At 70.1% G+C, this 18,612-nt stretch carries 19 protein-coding genes and 1 riboswitch; of the genes, 13 read left to right on the top strand and 6 right to left on the bottom strand.

The annotated features are described in order from the left end of the window. Positions 1 to 45 precede the first annotated feature (45 nt). The gene (gene whiG, locus M2157_RS14990) at positions 46 to 888 is read left to right on the top strand and encodes an RNA polymerase sigma factor WhiG (RefSeq protein WP_280862358.1); all 843 of its coding nucleotides are present in this window, start codon (positions 46 to 48) and stop codon (positions 886 to 888) included. Between the two features lie 105 nt (positions 889 to 993). Next, the gene (locus tag M2157_RS14985; RefSeq protein WP_266527823.1) at positions 994 to 1,551 is read left to right on the top strand and encodes a TetR/AcrR family transcriptional regulator; all 558 of its coding nucleotides are present in this window, start codon (positions 994 to 996) and stop codon (positions 1,549 to 1,551) included. Between the two features lie 90 nt (positions 1,552 to 1,641). Here the strand turns inward: M2157_RS14985 and M2157_RS14980 are convergent, their stop codons facing one another. After that, complete coding sequence (locus M2157_RS14980; protein ID WP_280865478.1) at positions 1,642 to 2,214, bottom strand: M23 family metallopeptidase; 573 nt, start codon at positions 2,212 to 2,214, stop codon at positions 1,642 to 1,644. A 272-nt stretch (positions 2,215 to 2,486) separates the two neighbouring features. Between M2157_RS14980 and rpsB the strand changes: the two genes are divergently transcribed. The 11 genes from rpsB to M2157_RS14925 all read left to right on the top strand — a co-directional run bounded on the left by rpsB (position 2,487) and on the right by M2157_RS14925 (position 13,862). After that, entirely contained in the window at positions 2,487 to 3,425 is a 939-nt protein-coding gene (rpsB, locus tag M2157_RS14975) for a 30S ribosomal protein S2 (protein ID WP_280865477.1), read from the top strand. Positions 3,426 to 3,583: 158 nt separating this feature from the next. Continuing rightward, positions 3,584 to 4,420, top strand: coding sequence for a translation elongation factor Ts (tsf, locus tag M2157_RS14970; protein WP_280862355.1), 837 nt, complete (start codon positions 3,584 to 3,586; stop codon positions 4,418 to 4,420). A 188-nt stretch (positions 4,421 to 4,608) separates the two neighbouring features. Then, on the top strand, positions 4,609 to 5,367 hold the full coding sequence (gene pyrH, locus M2157_RS14965; RefSeq protein ID WP_020138770.1) for a UMP kinase: 759 nt from the start codon (positions 4,609 to 4,611) through the stop codon (positions 5,365 to 5,367). A gap of 147 nt (positions 5,368 to 5,514) precedes the next feature. Beyond that, the gene (gene frr / locus M2157_RS14960; protein ID WP_057616820.1) at positions 5,515 to 6,072 is read left to right on the top strand and encodes a ribosome recycling factor; all 558 of its coding nucleotides are present in this window, start codon (positions 5,515 to 5,517) and stop codon (positions 6,070 to 6,072) included. Further along, positions 6,072 to 7,256: a phosphatidate cytidylyltransferase gene (locus M2157_RS14955; RefSeq protein WP_280865476.1), complete on the top strand. Its 1,185-nt coding sequence runs from the start codon at positions 6,072 to 6,074 to the stop codon at positions 7,254 to 7,256. Before frr ends, M2157_RS14955 begins: the two co-directional genes overlap by 1 nt. Before the next feature lie 335 nt (positions 7,257 to 7,591). Then, the gene (locus M2157_RS14950) at positions 7,592 to 7,999 is read left to right on the top strand and encodes a hypothetical protein (RefSeq protein WP_280865475.1); all 408 of its coding nucleotides are present in this window, start codon (positions 7,592 to 7,594) and stop codon (positions 7,997 to 7,999) included. Positions 8,000 to 8,076: 77 nt separating this feature from the next. Further along, on the top strand, positions 8,077 to 9,183 hold the full coding sequence (gene rlmN / locus M2157_RS14945; RefSeq protein ID WP_280862352.1) for a 23S rRNA (adenine(2503)-C(2))-methyltransferase RlmN: 1,107 nt from the start codon (positions 8,077 to 8,079) through the stop codon (positions 9,181 to 9,183). Between the two features lie 23 nt (positions 9,184 to 9,206). After that, positions 9,207 to 9,314, top strand: a riboswitch (TPP riboswitch). Beyond that, entirely contained in the window at positions 9,311 to 10,381 is a 1,071-nt protein-coding gene (locus tag M2157_RS14940; protein ID WP_280862351.1) for a thiamine ABC transporter substrate-binding protein, read from the top strand. It overlaps the preceding riboswitch by 4 nt. Before the next feature lie 44 nt (positions 10,382 to 10,425). Further along, positions 10,426 to 12,027, top strand: coding sequence for an iron ABC transporter permease (locus tag M2157_RS14935; protein ID WP_280868206.1), 1,602 nt, complete (start codon positions 10,426 to 10,428; stop codon positions 12,025 to 12,027). Next, positions 12,027 to 13,049 (top strand): ABC transporter ATP-binding protein, encoded by a 1,023-nt coding sequence (locus tag M2157_RS14930; protein ID WP_280862350.1) that lies wholly within the window; start codon positions 12,027 to 12,029, stop codon positions 13,047 to 13,049. The genes M2157_RS14935 and M2157_RS14930 overlap by 1 nt, the downstream gene beginning before the upstream one ends. 24 nt (positions 13,050 to 13,073) lie before the next feature. After that, positions 13,074 to 13,862 (top strand): maleylpyruvate isomerase family mycothiol-dependent enzyme, encoded by a 789-nt coding sequence (locus M2157_RS14925; protein ID WP_280862349.1) that lies wholly within the window; start codon positions 13,074 to 13,076, stop codon positions 13,860 to 13,862. Positions 13,863 to 13,908: 46 nt separating this feature from the next. Here M2157_RS14925 and M2157_RS14920 read toward each other — a convergent pair whose 3' ends face one another. The 5 genes from M2157_RS14920 to M2157_RS14900 all read right to left on the bottom strand — a co-directional run bounded on the left by M2157_RS14920 (position 13,909) and on the right by M2157_RS14900 (position 18,492). Beyond that, the gene (locus M2157_RS14920) at positions 13,909 to 14,601 is read right to left on the bottom strand and encodes an LAETG motif-containing sortase-dependent surface protein (protein WP_280862348.1); all 693 of its coding nucleotides are present in this window, start codon (positions 14,599 to 14,601) and stop codon (positions 13,909 to 13,911) included. Between the two features lie 147 nt (positions 14,602 to 14,748). After that, positions 14,749 to 15,870 (bottom strand): LOG family protein, encoded by a 1,122-nt coding sequence (locus M2157_RS14915; protein ID WP_280862347.1) that lies wholly within the window; start codon positions 15,868 to 15,870, stop codon positions 14,749 to 14,751. A 36-nt stretch (positions 15,871 to 15,906) separates the two neighbouring features. Beyond that, on the bottom strand, positions 15,907 to 16,326 hold the full coding sequence (locus tag M2157_RS14910) for a VOC family protein (protein ID WP_280862346.1): 420 nt from the start codon (positions 16,324 to 16,326) through the stop codon (positions 15,907 to 15,909). 85 nt (positions 16,327 to 16,411) lie between these two features. Then, on the bottom strand, positions 16,412 to 17,770 hold the full coding sequence (locus M2157_RS14905) for a hypothetical protein (protein ID WP_280865474.1): 1,359 nt from the start codon (positions 17,768 to 17,770) through the stop codon (positions 16,412 to 16,414). Further along, on the bottom strand, positions 17,752 to 18,492 hold the full coding sequence (locus tag M2157_RS14900) for an ATP-binding cassette domain-containing protein (protein WP_280865473.1): 741 nt from the start codon (positions 18,490 to 18,492) through the stop codon (positions 17,752 to 17,754). The genes M2157_RS14905 and M2157_RS14900 overlap by 19 nt, the downstream gene beginning before the upstream one ends. Positions 18,493 to 18,612 lie beyond the last annotated feature (120 nt).

Genomic DNA, 18,612 nt, shown 5'->3' with positions numbered 1-18,612 from the left:
TCACGTACATCGCGTACTTCACGGCAGAACGGCACAAGGCGACGAATGCCCCAGCACACTTCCGGATCCGACCGGGCGGCGATCCCCCCAGCCGCCCGTGACGGTGGCAGCGTGCGGCCGCCCGCTCCCTCGACGCTCGACGAGCTGTGGCGGTCGTACAAAGCGACGGGAGACGAGCGGCTGCGCGAGCAGCTGATCCTGCACTACTCGCCGCTCGTGAAGTACGTGGCCGGGCGGGTGAGCGTCGGGCTGCCGCCCAATGTCGAGCAGGCGGACTTCGTGTCCTCGGGGGTCTTCGGACTCATCGACGCGATCGAGAAGTTCGACATCGACCGGGAGATCAAGTTCGAGACGTACGCGATCACCCGGATCCGGGGCGCGATGATCGACGAACTGCGGGCGCTGGACTGGATTCCGCGATCCGTGCGGCAGAAGGCGCGCAACGTCGAGCGGGCGTACGCGACGCTGGAGGCGCGGCTCAGGCGGACGCCCAGCGAGGGGGAGGTCGCCGGCGAGCTGGGGATCGCGGTGGACGATCTCCATGCGGTCTTCAGCCAGTTGTCGCTGGCCAACGTGGTGGCGCTGGAGGAGCTGCTGCATGTCGGGGGCGAGGGCGGCGACCGGCTGAGCCTCATGGACACCCTGGAGGACACCGCCGCGGACAATCCCGTGGAGGTCGCCGAGGACCGCGAGCTCAGACGGTTCCTGGCGCGGGCCATCAACACGCTGCCCGAGCGGGAGAAGACCGTCGTCACCCTGTACTACTACGAGGGGCTCACCCTCGCGGAGATCGGGAACGTGCTGGGGGTGACCGAGAGCCGGGTCAGCCAGATCCACACCAAGTCCGTGCTGCAACTGCGGGCGAAGCTGGCCAGTTTCGGTCGCTGACCTGGCCGGACGACCTCTCGGTCACGGCCGGTCGGGTGGAGTGACTCCCGTCCGCGGTGGCGCGTCCGTACAGTGGTTGACGTGCCAAGGATTCGAGCGGCCTCCGTGGCCGAGCACCGGTCGATGCAGCGAGCCGCCCTGCTGGACGCGGCTCGCTCTTTGCTGTCCGAGGGCGGGACGGAGGCGCTGACCTTCCCGGCCCTCGCCGAGCGGACGGGGCTCGCGCGGTCGTCCGTGTACGAGTACTTCCGGTCGCGGGCCGCCGTGGTCGAGGAACTGTGCGCGGTCGACTTCCCCGTCTGGGCCGCGGAGGTCTCGGCGGCGATGGCCGCGGCGGAGGACCCTGAGGCCAGGGTCGAGGCGTATGTGCGGCAGCAGCTGGCGCTGGTGGGGGACCGGCGGCACCGGGCTGTCGTGGCGATCTCCGCGAGCGAGCTGGACGCAGGGGCCCGGGAGAAGATCCGGGCGGCGCACGGGGGGCTGGTCGCGATGATCGTCGAGGCGCTCGGCGAGATGGGGCATGAACAGCCCCGGCTGGCGGCGATGCTGGTGCAGGGGGTCGTGGACGCGGCTGTGCGCAGGATCGAGCTGGGGGCCGCGGAGGAGCCGTCCGTGATCACCGAGGCCGCGGTGTCCATGGCGCTGCGGGGTGTGCGGGGCTGAGGCCGGGCGGGCGTGGGTTTCGCCTGCCCGCGTTTTGCGGCCTGCCGCCTCCGTGGGTCGGGAGCCGCCCCGAGCGGCTGCTGCCCGCGGTCAGGGCAGCGGGACGCCCAGTACCGGGAGCAGTCTCGAAGGACCTCTGTGCAGCAGCCATGGCGGGAGCAGGGACAGCGGATCCAGGTAGGCCTCGCCCCTCCGTAGGCCCCAGTGCACGCACGTGCTCGTGCAGTGGGAGCCCGTCGGTTCGACCGTGCCCACCACCTCGCCCGCCGCCAGCTCGGCGCCCTTCTCCACCGACGCCGTCACCGGCTCGTACGTTGTTCGAAGATCCGTCCCGGCCAGTTCCACCGAGACCACGCCCCTCCCCGCCACCCGCCCCGCGAAGGACACCCGGCCCGGCGCCACCGCTCGTACCGGGCTTCCGGGAGGGGCCGCCAGGTCCACGCCCCGGTGTCCGCGGCCGTACACCGTCGCCGGGGGCTCCCAGCCGCGCAGCACCGTCGGACGGGCGCCCACGGGCCAGGCGCGGCCGATCGCCGGGACCGAGGTGTCCGTGGCCGCCGGGGTGAGAAAGGGCGGCCGGGGTGGGGGCGCCGGCGCCGCCAGCAGCAGCAGAAACCCCAGCACCAGCCACGTACCGCATCGTCCGTATCGCTTCGCTCGCATGCGGAGACCGTCCCGCACCCGCCCCGGTCCTGGCCGGGACCTGTGGACTACTCCCGGGTTGTGGACAGCGGCGTCACCCGGTACCCCGCGGGTCCCGTACACTTCTTCTGGCGATCCGGGTCACCGGGTCGACTTCGCACGCCCCGACATCAGGCCCTCAAACAGCCGGTGTCAGCGCCTCTCGGTCCCTAGTGGCAAGGCGCATCGCGGGCGTCAGGCGCGAGTGCCATCCGGCGCGCGCGGCACAACCGAGAACACCAAGGAGAACGGCCATGGCCGTCGTCACGATGCGGGAGCTGCTGGAAAGCGGCGTCCACTTCGGTCACCAGACCCGTCGTTGGAACCCGAAGATGAAGCGGTTCATCTTCACGGAGCGCAACGGCATCTACATCATCGACCTGCTCCAGTCGCTGTCGTACATCGACCGCGCCTACGAGTTCGTCAAGGAGACCGTCGCCCACGGCGGCACGGTCATGTTCGTCGGCACGAAGAAGCAGGCGCAGGAGGCCATCGCCGAGCAGGCCACCCGCGTCGGCATGCCCTACGTCAACCAGCGCTGGCTGGGCGGCATGCTCACCAACTTCTCGACCGTCTACAAGCGTCTGCAGCGCCTCAAGGAGCTCGAGCAGATCGACTTCGAGGACGTCGCCGCGTCGGGTCTGACCAAGAAGGAGCTTCTCGTGCTCTCGCGCGAGAAGGCCAAGCTGGAGAAGACCCTCGGTGGTATCCGCGAGATGCAGAAGGTGCCCAGCGCCGTCTGGATCGTGGACACCAAGAAGGAGCACATCGCGGTCGGCGAGGCCCGGAAGCTCAACATCCCGGTCGTCGCCATCCTCGACACCAACTGCGACCCCGACGAGGTCGACTACAAGATCCCGGGCAACGACGACGCGATCCGCTCCGTCACCCTGCTCACCCGTGTGATCGCCGACGCCGTCGCCGAGGGGCTTATCTCCCGCTCGCGCGTCGCCACCGGTGACAAGGGCGAGAAGGCCGCGGGCGAGCCGCTCGCCGAGTGGGAGCGCGACCTGCTCGAGGGTGGCGAGAAGAAGGCCGAGGAGGCTCCCGCCGCCGAGGCCGCTCCGGCCGCGGAGGCCACCGAGGCTCTTGCTGAGGCCCCCGCTGCCGAGGCCGAGGCCCCGGCCGAGGCGCCCGCTGCCGAGGCCCCCGCCGCCGAGGCCGCTCCGGCCGCGGACGCCGAGCAGGTCTGATCCGTCAGCGTCAGGGGTGACGGCGGGAGCGGGGGCATGAACTCCGCTCCCGCCGTTCACCCGTAGGTCAGCGGAGAGTCGGCGGCCCCCGGCTGAATGGGGGCCGTAGACCCCGTAGATCTTCGATCTTCCAGACTTCGAGAAAGATTCACAGACTCATGGCGAACTACACCGCCGCCGACGTCAAGAAGCTCCGTGAGCTCACGGGCGCCGGCATGATGGACTGCAAGAAGGCGCTGGACGAGGCCGCGGGCGACGTCGAGAAAGCAGTCGAGGCGCTCCGGATCAAGGGCCAGAAGGGCGTCGCCAAGCGCGAGGGCCGCTCCGCCGAGAACGGCGCCGTGGTCTCGATCATCGCCGACGACAACTCCTCCGGCGTCCTCGTCGAGCTCAAGTGCGAGACGGACTTCGTCGCCAAGGGCGAGAAGTTCCAGGCCGTCGCCGAGAAGATCGCGCAGCACGTCGCCGCGACCTCCCCGGCCGACCTGGAGGCCCTGCTCGCCTCCGAGATCGAGGCCGGCAAGACCGTCCAGGCGTTCGTGGACGAGGCCAACGCCAACCTCGGCGAGAAGATCGTCCTGGACCGCTTCGCGCAGTTCGCCGACGGCTTCGTGACCGCGTACATGCACCGCACGATGCCCGACCTGCCCCCGCAGATCGGTGTCCTCGTCGAGCTGGACAAGCCCAACCCCGAGGTCGCCCGCGGTGTCGCCCAGCACATCGCCGCCTTCGCGCCGAAGTACCTCTCCAAGGAGGACGTGCCGGCCGAGGTCGTCGAGTCCGAGCGCCGCGTCGCCGAGGAGACCACCCGCGCCGAGGGCAAGCCCGAGGCCGCCCTGCCGAAGATCGTCGAGGGTCGCCTCAACGGCTTCTTCAAGGACGCCACGCTGCTCGGTCAGCCGTACGCGCTCGACAACAAGAAGTCGGTCCAGAAGGTTCTGGACGAGGCCGGTGTCACCCTGAAGCGCTTCACGCGCATCAAGGTCGGCATCTGAGTCCGTACCGCGAGCGACGCGCGGGCCCTATAGGGTCGTCAGCAGTCGTCCGGTACGCCGCCACGCACGCGCGTGGCGGACGACAGCAGATCTGACGAGGAGGCCATTGCCGCGCATGGGATGCGAACCAGTTCCCACCGGCAGTGGCCTTCTTCGTATGTGCAACAGGTGAAAGAGGCGGGATCCCCATGACCACCAAGGCCCAGAAGAGCGACGACGGCAAAGTGCGCGGCCGGTTTCTGCTGAAGCTGTCCGGAGAGGCGTTCGCCGGTGGCGGGGGCCTGGGTGTGGACCCCGACGTGGTGCACAAGATCGCCCGTGAGATCGCCGCCGTCGTCCGGGACGGTGCCGAGATCGCCGTCGTCATCGGTGGCGGCAACTTCTTCCGCGGTGCCGAACTCCAGCAGCGCGGCATGGACCGCGCCCGCTCGGACTACATGGGCATGCTCGGCACCGTGATGAACTGCCTCGCCCTCCAGGACTTCCTGGAGAAGGAGGGCATCGACAGCCGGGTGCAGACCGCCATCACCATGGGCCAGGTCGCCGAGCCGTACATCCCGCTGCGTGCCGTGCGCCACCTGGAGAAGGGCCGCGTGGTCATCTTCGGCGCCGGTATGGGCATGCCGTACTTCTCCACCGACACCACCGCCGCGCAGCGCGCCCTGGAGATCGACGCCGAGGCGCTGCTCATGGGCAAGAACGGCGTGGACGGGGTCTACGACTCCGACCCGAAGACCAACCCCGACGCGGTCAAGTTCGACGCCCTCGGATACGGCGAGGTCATCACCCGTGACCTGAAGGTCGCCGATGCCACCGCCGTCACGCTGTGCCGCGACAACAAGCTTCCGATCCTGGTGTTCGAGCTCCTGGCGGAGGGCAATATCGCCCGCGCTGTCAAGGGTGAGAAGATCGGCACGCTTGTGGGTGACCAGGACAGCCGGGACTGACCCGGGATACACCCGGTCCCTGACCGGGGGATGGACAATGTCCTGCCGGTCGGGAACCGTGCAGGAAGAAGACGCGACGCAGCCGGCCGCCGCCCCCACGCATATGGAACAGCAGCCGGGCCTACTCAAGACACGCAGGAGCAAGTGGTGATCGAAGAGACCCTCCTCGAGGCCGAGGAGAAGATGGAGAAGGCCGTCGTGGTCGCCAAGGAGGACTTCGCCGCGATCCGCACCGGGCGTGCGCACCCGGCGATGTTCAACAAGATCGTGGCCGACTACTACGGCGCGCCGACGCCGATCAACCAGCTGGCTTCGTTCTCCGTGCCGGAGCCGCGCATGGCCGTGGTGACCCCGTTCGACAAGACCGCCCTGCGCAACATCGAACAGGCGATCCGCGATTCCGACCTGGGCGTCAACCCGAGCAACGACGGCAACATCATCCGGGTGGTGTTCCCCGAGCTCACCGAGGAGCGCCGCCGCGACTACATCAAGGTCGCCAAGGCCAAGGCCGAGGACTCGCGCGTGTCCATTCGCTCGGTCCGCCGCAAGGCCAAGGACGCGATCGACAAGCTCGTCAAGGACGGCGAGGTCGGCGAGGACGAGGGCCGCCGTGCGGAGAAGGAGCTCGACGACGCGACGCACAAGTACGTCGCCCAGGTGGACGAGCTCCTCAAGCACAAGGAAGCAGAGCTTCTCGAGGTCTGATGAACGACTCTTCCTGGGGGACGCCGCCACACGCCGGGCACTGGGGGCCGTCCGACCAGGGGCCTGTCCAGGGGGCTGCCCCGGCGGGTCCCGCGTACGATGCGCATGACGCGCAGCACACTCGGCCCATGCCCATCGTGCCCGACGGACCCGCTGTACCTCCGTACGGCGGCGACCAGGATGACGACCGGGGGGCCGCTCGGCTGAGCGGTCCCTTGTTCCGGGACGAGCAGTTCCGGGACGAGGCGTTCCGGGACGAGAGGTTCCGCGACGAGACGACGTCGGCGCAGCCCTACGCGGCGGCGCCGCAGAAGCAGAATCCGGAGCCCATGCCCGACTCCTCGCAGCCGGCGCCCGCGCCGCAGAAGAAGAGCGCGGGGCGGGATCTGGGTGCCGCCATAGGCGTCGGGGTCGGACTCGGTGCGGTGATCATCGCGTCGCTGTTCTTCGTCAAGGCCGCGTTCGTCGGCGTGATAGCGGTCGCCGTCGTCGTGGGTCTGTGGGAGCTGACCAGCAGGCTTCAGGAGCGCAAGGGCATCAAGGCGCCGCTCGTGCCGCTGGCGCTCGGCGGGGCCGCGATGGTCGTCACGGGGTACGTCAGGGGCGCCGAGGGGGCCTGGGTCGCCATGGCGCTCACGGCACTCGCCGTCCTCGTCTGGCGGATGACGGAACCGCCGGAGGGCTACCTCAAGGACGTCACGGCGGGCGTCTTCGCGGCGTTCTACGTTCCGTTCCTGGCCACGTTCGTCGCGATGATGCTGACAGCCGAGGACGGGGCGGCCCGGGTACTGATGTTCCTGCTCCTGACCGTCGTCAGCGACACGGGCGCGTACGCCGTCGGCTGGCGCTTCGGCACGCACAAGCTCGCGCCGCGCATCAGCCCCGGCAAGACCCGTGAGGGTCTGGTCGGAGCGGTGCTGTTCGCGATGGTGGCGGGCGCGCTGTGCATGCAGTTCCTGATCGACGACGGCACCTGGTGGCAGGGCCTGCTCATCGGCCTCGCGGTCGCGGCCAGCGCGACGCTGGGTGACCTCGGTGAGTCGATGATCAAGCGGGACCTCGGCATCAAGGACATGGGCACTCTGCTGCCGGGCCACGGCGGCATCATGGACCGCCTGGACTCCCTCCTGCCGACGGCTCCGGTGGTGTGGCTGCTGCTGGTCCTGTTCGTGGGCTCCGGCTGACTTACCTCGCGTCTACGGCTTTCCCGGCCCCCGTCCTGTTCAGGGCGGGGGCTGCCGGCTGTGCGATCGCCCTCATCGGCCTGGAGGGGGCGGTCAGCACATGACGTGTTTCCCGTGCCCCTGACCGGGGGCTTCTTCATGGCGGGCGGCCCGGCGGTCGCCGCCGTGTCCGACGGATCTTTCCGGGTGTCGGGGAACATCAACCGGGCGGCAAGGATGATCACTCCCAGGGACGCCCACACCAGACCGTGGCGCAGCCACCGCACGCCGCCCTCCCAGTCCCGGGGAGGGCCGAAGGCCGGCCAGGACGCGAGAAAATGCGATCGAGGAGCGTCATGGAGCTGTCACCCTCGCCGTTGAACCGGATCGCGAACAGCGGCCTCGGAGCAGTCCCCGCAGTGGTGGGCGTTGCTTATGCGACTCAAGCCAGTGACGGGTCCGCGCGGCTCGTGGCGTGGGCCGCCGTGATCGGTTTGGTGTTCATCGCTGTCCGGGGCTATCGACTCGGTGTCACCTGCGACAACAGTAAGGCGACGATCCGTGGCTATGTGCGCACGCGAGTGATCATGAGAGAGCACATCACCGCGGTCTCGGACTTCCCTGCCATCAGGTGGACGACTGGCACGGGGCGCAAGCGATGGACACCGATCACGGCGTTCATGACGAGCCCGAGCGAGACCACAGGGACCCGACTCTCGAAGGAACGCATCACCGCGAAACTGCGGCGGTGGGCGAGACCCTAGATACTTGACCCACAGGTGACCACCCCCACCCCACTCCGGCCTGGGCCCCCCAGTTGATCTGCCACACTGGAAGGGTTATGCCTGCACCCGGAGAACTCACTTTCGTCGCCCCCCGCGGAGCCAAGAAGCCGCCGCGGCACCTTGCCGATCTCACGCCCGCCGAGCGCAAGGAGGTCGTGGCGGGGATCGGGGAGAAGCCGTTTCGTGCCAAGCAGCTCTCGCAGCACTACTTCGCGCGGTACGCGCACGACCCGGCGGAGTGGACCGACATCCCGGCCGGCGCGCGCGGCAAGCTCCAGGAGGCGTTGCTTCCCGAGCTCATGACCGTCGTACGGCATCTGTCGACCGACCAGGGGACCACGCGCAAGACGCTGTGGCGGCTGTTCGACGGGACGCTCGTGGAGTCGGTGCTGATGCGGTACCCGGACCGGGTGACCATGTGCATCAGCTCGCAGGCGGGCTGTGGCATGAACTGCCCCTTCTGTGCCACCGGGCAGGCGGGACTGGACCGCAATCTGTCCACCGCCGAGATCGTGCACCAGATCGTGGACGGGATGCGGGCGCTCCGGGACGGAGAGGTGCCCGGCGGGCCCGCGCGGCTCTCCAACATCGTCTTCATGGGGATGGGCGAACCGCTCGCCAACTACAAGCGGGTCGTCGGGTCCATTCGTGCGCTCACCGACCCCGCGCCCGACGGGCTCGGGCTCTCCCAGCGCGGCATCACCGTGTCGACCGTGGGGCTCGTGCCCGCCATTCACCGGTTCTCCGAAGAAGGCTTCAAGTGCCGGCTCGCGATCTCCCTGCACGCGCCCGACGACGAGCTGCGTGACACCCTCGTCCCCGTGAACACGCGGTGGAAGGTTCGCGAGGTGCTCGACGCCGGGTTCGAGTACGTCGAGAAGAGCGGGCGTCGGCTGTCCATCGAGTACGCGCTCATCCGGGACATCAACGACCAGGCGTGGCGGGGCGACCGGCTCGGCCGCCTGCTCAAGGGCAAGCCGGTGCACGTCAACCTCATCCCGCTGAACCCGACTCCCGGGTCCAAGTGGACCGCCTCCCGGCCCGAGGACGAGAAGGCCTTCGTCGAGGCCATCGCCGCCCATGGTGTGCCGGTGACGGTCCGGGACACCCGTGGACAGGAGATCGACGGGGCCTGTGGTCAGCTCGCGGCCACCGAGCGGTAGTCTGACGGACGTACGTACATCTTCATATCCGACAGGGGAGCGCCACAGCGCTGAGAGTGCGGCAATCGGGCCGCAGACCCTCTGAACCTCGCCCAGGTCATTCTGGGTAGGAAGTTCGGTCATCACCGTGAACAACAAGAAGTTCCTTGCTGCCGTCGTCGGCCTCGGCCTCGTCACGCTGTCCGCGTGCGGGTCGTCGTCCGACGACTCCGAAAGCTCCGGCTCCAAGACCGTCACCCTCGTCAGCCACGACTCGTGGGCCGTCTCCAAGAACGTCCTCGCCGACTTCGAGAAGAAGTCCGGCTACCAGGTCAAGGTCCTGGAGGACGGCGACGCCGGGCAGGCCGTCAACAAGGCCATTCTCACCAAGGACAACCCGCAGGGCGACGTCTTCTTCGGCGTCGACAACACCTTGCTGTCCCGCGCGCTCGACAACGGGCTCTTCCAGTCGTACGAGGCCAAGGGCGCCGATCGGATCAAGGCCGGGTACCGGGTCGACGGGGACAAGGTCACGCCCATCGACACCGGCGACATCTGCGTCAACTACGACAAGGCCTACTTCACCGAGCACAAGCTCCAGCCGCCGACGTCGTACGACGATCTGATCAAGCCCGCCTACAAGAACCTCCTCGTCACCGAGAACGCCTCCACCTCCTCGCCGGGCCTCGGCTTCCTCCTCGGGAGCGCGGCGAAGTACGGCGACGACGGATGGCAGGGCTACTGGAAGAAGCTCAAGGCCAACGGCGTCAAGGTCGTCGACGGCTGGGAGCAGGCCTACAACGAGGAGTTCTCCGGTTCCGCCGGGGGCAAGAAGGCGAAGGCCGACCGGCCGCTCGTCGTGTCGTACGCCTCCTCGCCGCCCGCCGAGGTGATCTACGCCGACCCGAAGCCGACGACCGCCCCGACCGGCGTGGCGCAGGGCACCTGCTTCCGGCAGATCGAGTACGCCGGACTGCTGAGCAACGCCGCGAACGCCAAGGGCGGCAAGGCGTTGCTGGACTTCCTGCTCACCAAGGAGTTCCAGCAGGACATGCCGCTCAACATGTTCGTCTACCCGGTCGTGGACGGCGCCCAGGTGCCGGCCGAGTTCACGCAGTACGGTCCGCAGGCCAAGGACCCCGAGACCATGGACCCGGCGAAGATCGCCGACAACCGTGACGACTGGGTCAAGTCGTGGACCTCGCTCGTACTGAAGTAAGGCCCCGCAAGGGCGTCAAGAACGCGGCGGCCCGGCTCGGGCTGATGGCCGTGCCCGTCGCGTTCTTCGCCGTCTTCTTCGCCTATCCCGTGTCGGCGATCGTTGCGCGCGGACTCGAGACCGACGGGACCTGGCAGTTCGGCAGGATCATCGACGTCCTCACCCAGCCGGACATCCGGCACGTCCTGTGGTTCACCACCTGGCAGGCGCTCGCCTCCACGGCGCTCACGCTCCTGGTCGCGCTCCCCGGCGCGTATGTCTTCGCGCGCTTCGACTTCCCCGGCAAACAGATCCTGCGGGCCGTGGTCACCGTCCCCTTCGTGCTGCCGACCGTCGTCGTCGGTACGGCCTTCCTGGCGCTCGTCGGCCGTGGTGGGTTGCTGGACGAGTTGTGGGGCGTACGGCTGGACACCACGGTGTGGGCGATCCTGCTCGCGCACGTCTTCTTCAACTACGCGGTCGTCGTACGGACGGTCGGCGGACTGTGGGCCCAGCTGGATCCGCGTCAGGAGGAGGCCGCGCGGATGCTCGGCGCGTCCCGGCTCAGGGCCTGGCGGACGGTCACGCTCCCCGCGCTCGCGCCCGCAGTGGCCGCCGCCGCCCTCATGGTCTTCCTCTTCACCTTCACCTCCTTCGGCGTAGTGCAGATCCTCGGCGGGCCGACCTTCTCGACACTCGAAGTGGAGATCTACCGGCAGACCTCCGAGATCTTCGACCTGTCCACGGCCGCCGTGCTGACGCTGATCCAGTTCGTCGCGGTGGGCGCTGTTCTCGCCCTGCACGCGTGGACCGTACGGCGCCGGGAGACCGCGCTGCGGCTCGTGGACGAGTCCGTCACCGCCCGGCGGCCGCGAGGGGCGGGGGAGTGGGGGCTGCTGGCCGGGGTCGTGGGCAGCGTCGCCGTACTCCTGGTGCTGCCGCTCGCGGTGCTGGTGCAACGGTCGCTCGACGCTCCCGACTTCGGCTACTACCGGGCGCTGACCCACAGCGACGGCGGGGTCTTCCTCGTCGCGCCGATCGAGGCGGTCGGGAACTCACTGGAGTACGCCCTCGCCGCCACCGCCATCGCGGTGGTGATCGGGGGCCTCGCGGCGGCCGCGCTGACGCGGCGGGACGCGGGCCGGTTCGTACGGGGCTTCGACGCGCTGCTGATGCTGCCGCTCGGGGTGTCCGCGGTGACCGTCGGCTTCGGGTTCCTGATCTCGCTCGACGAGCCGCCGCTGGACCTCAGGCAGTCCTGGATCCTGGTGCCGCTCGCGCAGGCGCTGGTCGGGGTGCCCTTCGTCGTGCGGACCATGCTGCCGGTGCTGCGGGCCGTGGACCACCGGCTGCGGGAGGCCGCGGCCGTGCTCGGGGCCTCGCCGTGGCGGGTGTGGCGGGAGGTCGATCTGCCCATGGTGCGGCGGGCGTTGCTGATCGCGGCGGGCTTCGCGTTCGCCGTGTCGCTGGGGGAGTTCGGGGCGACGGTGTTCATCGCACGGCCCGACAACCCGACGCTGCCGGTCGCCGTGGCACGGCTGCTCGGGCGGGCCGGTGATCTCAACTACGGCCAGGCGATGGCCCTTTCGACGATCCTGATGGTGGTGTGCGCGGTGGCGTTGCTGGTCCTTGAGCGGCTGCGGACCGACCGGACCGGGGAGTTCTGATGCTGCTGAGCCTTGAGGACGCGACGGTACGGTTCGGCGGGCGGGCCGTGCTCGACGAGGTCGGTCTCGATGTCGCCGAGCACGAGATCGTGTGTGTGCTCGGGCCCAGCGGCAGCGGCAAGTCGACACTGCTGCGGGCGGTGGCCGGCCTTCAACCGCTCGACCGGGGCCGGGTCCTGCTCGACGGGCGTGACCAGGGCGGGGTGCCCGCGCACAAGCGCGGGGTCGGTCTGATGTTCCAGGACCATCAGCTCTTCCCGCAGCGGGACGTGGGCGCGAATGTGGCCTTCGGATTGCGGATGCACGGAGCCGCGAGGGCACAACAGGACGAGCGGGTGCGGGAGTTGCTCGACCTCGTCGGGCTTCCGGGTGCCGCCCGCCGGGCTGTCGGCGCGCTCTCCGGAGGTGAGCAGCAGCGGGTCGCGCTGGCCCGCGCGCTCGCGCCCCGGCCCCGGCTGCTGATGCTCGACGAGCCGCTCGGACAGCTGGACCGCTCGCTGCGGGAGCGGCTGGTCGTCGAACTGCGGGAGCTGTTCGGGCGGTTGGGCACCACGGTGCTCGCGGTCACCCACGACCAGGGCGAGGCCTTCGCGCTGGCCGACCGGGTCGTGGTGATGCGGGACGGGCGGATCGCCCAGTCCGGTACGCCTCTTGAGGTGTGGCAGCGGCCGGCGGACGAGTTCGTGGCCCGCTTCCTCGGCTTTGAGAACGTCGTCGAGGGCACGGTGGCGGGGGAGTTCGCGGACACGGTGTGGGGGAAGGTTCCGGTGCCTTCGGGAGCCGCCCAGGGGGTCAGGAGCGTGCTGGTGCGACCGGCGGGAGTGCGGCTCATGGCGGCCGACGAGGGCCTGCGCTGCACGGTGGCCGCGCGGACCTTCAAGGGCACCCACGTGGCCGTACATCTGCACCCTGGGGAGGGCGGGCCGCGGTTGGAGGCCGCGTGCGCGCTTCGTGAGGCGCCGGAGGTCGGGGACACGGTCGGGGTGGAGTTCGACCCGGCCGAAATCCTCGTGCTGGACTGACCGGGCGGACATAGGGTGCGGGGCATGACCCTGCTCTCACACGACCGCTACTGCGACGAGATCGCTCACCAAGTAGGCCTGCTGAGGGACGTACTGACGTCCGGGGTCGACCTGTCCGTGACCGTGCCGACCTGCCCGGAGTGGTCGCTGGAGCAGCTGGTGCGGCACACCGGGGGCGCGCTGCGCTGGGTGGAGCTGATGGTGCGGACCCGGGCCCAGGAGGAAGTGCCCGAGGACCGGGTGCCGTTGGGGGAAGGGCCCGAGGACGCCGGGGCGCTGGACGCCTGGCTCGCGGAGACGGGGGAGATGCTCGGCGCCGCGCTTCGGGAGGCAGGGCCGGATGCCAAGGTGTGGTCCTGGGCCGGGATACCCACCTCGGGCTTCTGGGCCCGCAGGATGGCACACGAACTCACCGTCCACCGTGCCGACGCCACGCTCGCCGCCGGGCAGCCGTACGAGGTGGCCCCGGAGATCGCCGCCGACGCGATCGACGAGTGGTTGCAGATCGTGGAGTTCGCACAGCGGACCATGCCGGACGACGAGTCGAGGGAACTGCGCGGCTCCGGGCGCAGTATCCATCTGCATGCCACCGACGGGACGCCTCGGCTGAACGCCGAGTGGGTGATCGAGCTCACCGAGGACGTCATCGTGTGGCGGCGCGGGCACGAGAAGGCGACCGTTGCCCTGCGGGGCCCGCTGACCGCCGTCATGCTCGCTTTCTACCGTCGACTGCCCCTGGACAGCCCGGAGTTGGAGGTCCTGGGGGAGCGGGAGCTGCTGGAGTTCTGGCTGGAGCGCGCGACCTTCGGATGACATGGGTGTGGCCCGCCCCGAACCCGGGACGGGCCACGAACTGTCGTCAGCGGCTGCTGGCCCCACGACGGCGCAGGCCGAAGAACACGGCGCCGCCGCCGATGGCGACCAGGGCGATCGCGATCCCGGCGATCAGGCCGGTGTTGGAGTTCGCACCGGTCTCGGCGAGGTTGGAGTCGCCGGCCGCGGGCGACGGGGCGTTGCTCTCGACGGTGGCCGGAGCGGTGGTGCCCTCCGAGGCCGACGGGGTCGGGGTCGGGGATTCCTCGGCCGGAGTGCCGGCGGAGTCCGACGGGGTGGGCGTGGGCGTCGGGGTCGGCGTGTCCTCGGTCTTGCAGGCGGTCGCCGGGGTGGTCAGGTTCGGCTTGATGTCCGCGCCCTTGATGTAGGGCAGGGCCTCGACGTGGATGCGGTACTCCGCGTTGGGCGCCCAGTCCTCCTCGAAGGTGATGGTGGTGCCCTCCTTGGAGCCCTTCACCTTCTGCTCGCCGACCTTCTTCGCGTCGGCGCCGTTGCTCTGCAGGTACACGGAGACCGTCGCCTCGACGCCGGCCTTGTCCACGTCGGTGACGGTGATGACGCCCTTGGTGCCGTCGCACTTGGCTTCGGCGGAGAACTCATTGATGTTGCAGGCAAGAGCGTTGCCGGAGGCGCCGAGCACGATCGCGGTCGATGCGGCGGCGACGCCGAGGAAGCGCGAGACGCGGGCGGTGCGGCGGGATATGGGCGTAAATGCCACGTTCGTCCTTCACGGGATGCTCAAATGCGGGGGGCTGAAGGGAAGGTGATGTGACATCACCGTCCCCAGGAGTCTCACAGGTCTATAAGCGCAGCATAAGAAGTGTCAACGTGCAGGCACCCTACACGTGTTGACTTTGCCTGCTTATTAAGGTGTGAGACGTTTCAGCGCCTCCCCGGCGTCCTCGATCCGGTCAACTAGGGCGATTCGGGCCTCCATTGACCGCTCCCGCGCGAGGGCCTGGAGCAGCGGCCAGGTGGGCAGCTTCTCCGTCCAGTGGGCGCGGTTCACGAGCACCATCGGCGTGGGTTCGCCGCGCGACTCGTAGTAGTTGGGCGTCGCGTTGTCGAAGATCTCCTGCACGGTGCCGGCTGCGCCCGGCAGGAAGACCACGCCCGCGGTGCAGCGGGCGAGCAGGCCGTCCTCGCGGGTGGCGTTGGCGAAGTACTTGGCGATGTGCGAGGCGAAGGCGTTCGGCGGCTCGTGACCGTAGAACCAGGTCGGGATGCCGACGGAAGGACCGCCCCGGGGCCGGCGGGCCCGGACCTCGAAGGCGGCGCGCGCCCAGTCGGTGATCGACGGCGTGAACGACGGTGCCTCGGAGAGGATGTCGCACGCCTCGTCGAGCATGGCGTCCTCGAAGGGGGCGGCGTAGGCGCCGAGGTTGGCCGCCTCCATCGCACCAGGGCCGCCGCCGGTGGCCACGGTGAGCCCGGCGCGGGCCAGTTCGCGGCCGAGGCGCGCGGCGCCGGCGTATTCGCGGGTGCCGCGGGCCATCGCGTGCCCGCCCATCACCCCCACGACCCTTGTGCCGCGCAGGAGTTCGTCGAGGGCGTCGGAGACGGCGTCGTCGTGGACGGAGCGCAGCATCGACGCGTATATGTCGCCGTCGGCCTTGGTGCGCTGGAACCAGGCGTAGGCGAGCGCGTCGGGGGTCTGCTCGTATCCCTTCTCCAGCCCGTCGAACAACTCGTCGGGGGAGTAGAGCAGTCCGCGGTACGGGTCGAAGGGCAGGTTCGGGACGGGCGGGAAGACCAGGGCGCCGTCCGCGCGGATCTTCTCCGCGGCGTTCTCCCGCATCGGGCAGCCGAGGAAGACGGCGCCCGCGGTGTCGGTGGCCAGCAACTCCCTTGTCCGGTCCGTCAGATCGACTGCCTGGACCCGGAAACCGGCGAGAGTGCCGCGGGCCGGTACGACCGCGTCGAACTCCTCCAGCGTCTCGATCTCACGGTCGTCGTGGTGTGCCGCATGGGCGGGGCTCGTCTGCACCCGCCCATGCTCGCACGCGGAGTTGCGGCCCGTGGGTCAGCCCTCGATCGTCGCCGGGTCCATCCAGACGACCTCCCAGCCGTGGCCGTCGAGGTCGTTGAAGGAACGGCCGTACATGAAGCCCTGGTCCTGGACGTCGTCGTTGGCCGTGCCGCCCGCGGCGACCGCCTTCTCGACCAGCTCGTCCACCTTGGCGCGGCTCTCGGCGCTCAGACAGAGCAGCACCTGGCTGGTCTTCGTCGCGTCCGCGATCTCCTTCTTGGTGAAGGTCGCGTAGAACGGCTTCGTGAGCAGCATTGCGACGATGGTCTCGCTGATCACGACGGAGGCCGCTTTGTCGTCGCTGAACTGTTCGTTGAGCGTGTAGCCGAGCTCCGTGTAGAACTTCTTCGAGGCGTCGAGGTCGTTCACGGGCAGGTTGACGAAGATCATCTGCTGGTACGCCGGTGTGGTCATCGGAGTCTCTCCCATCGGGTGCGTGCTGTTCGGTGGGTAGACGGGTGGGTGCGGCGGAACTCATCGGCGGCCGTGACTTTTTTTCTCAGGAGGTCAGGGGCAGGGCCGCCAGCTCGGCCACGACCAGGGTGAGCGGGCCGAAGAGGGCCAGCAGGGCGCCGGCGCGGAGGGCCGCCGCGCTGCGGAGCATGGTCGCCGGGGCGCCCAGGCGGAGCAACGCGGCCGTGGTGTCCGACCTCGCCTGCTTGGCCTCCACGGCGGCGGTGAGGAGCGTCGCGATCGTGCAGCTCGCCACCAGGAGCAGGCCGAGGGTGGTCAGGGGGCCCACGTCGGGGCCTGCCGGGTCGTACAGCGTGGCCATGGCGTAGATGCCGGACGTCACCGCGCAGACGATGCCCAGGGGGCGGCCGATGCGGGCGGCCTCCGACATGAGGACCCTGCCGGCGAGGAGGCGCAGGGCGCCGGGGTGGGTGGACTGGAGGAGACGGCCGCAGAGGTGGGTGAGACCGGGACCGGCGACCGCCAGGCCTACGGCGGTCAGGAGCCAGCCGATGAGAACGGAGGGGGTGCCTGCCAGGCCGCCGGGGAGGGGAGCGGCGGGGGCGGTCCCCTGCCGGTTGGCGTAGGCCTCCACCGCCAGCCCTGCGGCGAGCACGGCGATGCCCCAGGGGAGGCCCTTGGGGGCCTCTCGGGGAGTGGGCAGGGCTTCCCGGCCGAGGTCCCCGGTCTGGTCGTCCGCGGCGGGAGGCGCTGTCGGGGTGCTTTCACCGGCCCGCGCATGCGGGGTGCGCCCTCGTGCGGGGTCGGGAGCCGCCCCGGCGGACCGAGCCTTGAAACGGCCGTAGGAGCCGAACGTCTCCCTGGCTGCCGTCCTGCCGTACGCGCCGAAGCGGCCGTACGACCGGGCCTCCCTCCTCGCCGAGGCCGGCCTGTCGTCCCGTGGCCGCAGGACGCATCCCACCGTGGCCGACGCGATCGCCGGGACCAGACCCAGCAGGGTCAGGGCGGCCGGCAGCGGGAGCGGGGCGTCCGCTGCCAGGAAGTCCGCCGCCGCTCCGTCGAAGGGCAGGCCTGTCAGGTCCCCCCGGAGGTGGAGGAAGAAGAGCAGGGCCAGCACGGAGCCGAGGGTGCAGGACAGGGCCGTTGTCGTGGCCGATACGGCCATCAGCCGGGTCGGGCCCAGGCCGATGGCCGCGAGGCCGGGGCGGGGGCGGGTGCCCGGGTCGGTGCGGGCGACCGCCAGGGCGAAGTGGACCGTCGCCGCCAGGGGCGTCAGGCACCAGGCCAGGCGCAGCAGGGCGCCGGACGGGTCCCCGGGGTGACTGATCGCGTGGCCGAGGGCGCACAGCAGGAGGAAGCCCGTGCCCGCCGAGGCGAGTGCCACCAGGAGGCGGCGCAGCTGTACGGCGGGACGGGCGCCGCGGGTCAGACGGAGAGCGAGCACGCGGTACGGCCTTCCGAGTCGGCCATCGGGGGCAGGTGCACGGTGTTCACCCGGCGTCCGTCCAGGAGGGTGACCGTTCGGTCCGCCAGGGCTGCGGTGTCGGTGTCATGCGTCGCGAGGACCACGGTGATGCCGTGGGAGCGGGCGGCCGTCGTGAGCGTCCGCAGGACGTGCGCGCGGTCCGCCCGGTACAGGGGAGCCGTCGGTTCGTCCGCGAACAGGACGGACGGGGCCGGGGCCAGGGCGCGGGCGATGCAGACGCGCTGGCGTTCGGACTGGGTCAGCTCGTGCGGGCGGCTGTGGGTCCGGTCGCCGACGTCGAGGCGCTCCAGCCACTCCAGGGCGGCCGTCCTGGCGCGCCTGCGGCCGGTGCCGCGCAGCATGAGGGGGAGGGCGACGTTCTCCCAGGCGTTGAGCTCCGGGACCAGCGTGGGGGCCGGGTCGATCCAGCCGAAGCGGTCGCGGCGCAGGCGCTCGCGGGTCATCGGGCCCATCGTGTGCACGGGCACGCTGTTGAACCAGACCTCGCCGCGCTGGGCCGGGGTGAGTCCCGCCAGACATCTGAGCAGTGCGGTCTTGCCGCTGCCGCGTGGGCCGCTCACGGCGAGGATCTCACCCACGCGCACGCCGAGGGAGACGCCCTGCAGCGCCGGTGAGCCGTCGCGGTGGGTGAAGTGCAGGGAGCGTGCCCAGAGCACGTCGTTGTCCGGCGGGGCCTCCATGGGCGTACACCTCGTTCTGGTCCGTTGTGCCTTGCAATCCCCCGAGCGGGGGAACGAAAGCAGGGCCGATCGGTTACCAGGCACGCTAAGGAGGCGGGGGCGGGACGCCGTACAGCACAC

Source organism: Streptomyces sp. SAI-127, assembly GCF_029894425.1.
Taxonomy (GTDB): domain Bacteria; phylum Actinomycetota; class Actinomycetes; order Streptomycetales; family Streptomycetaceae; genus Streptomyces.
Note: the sequence above shows the minus strand (reverse complement) of the source record. Positions and strands in the feature narration are given on the sequence as shown.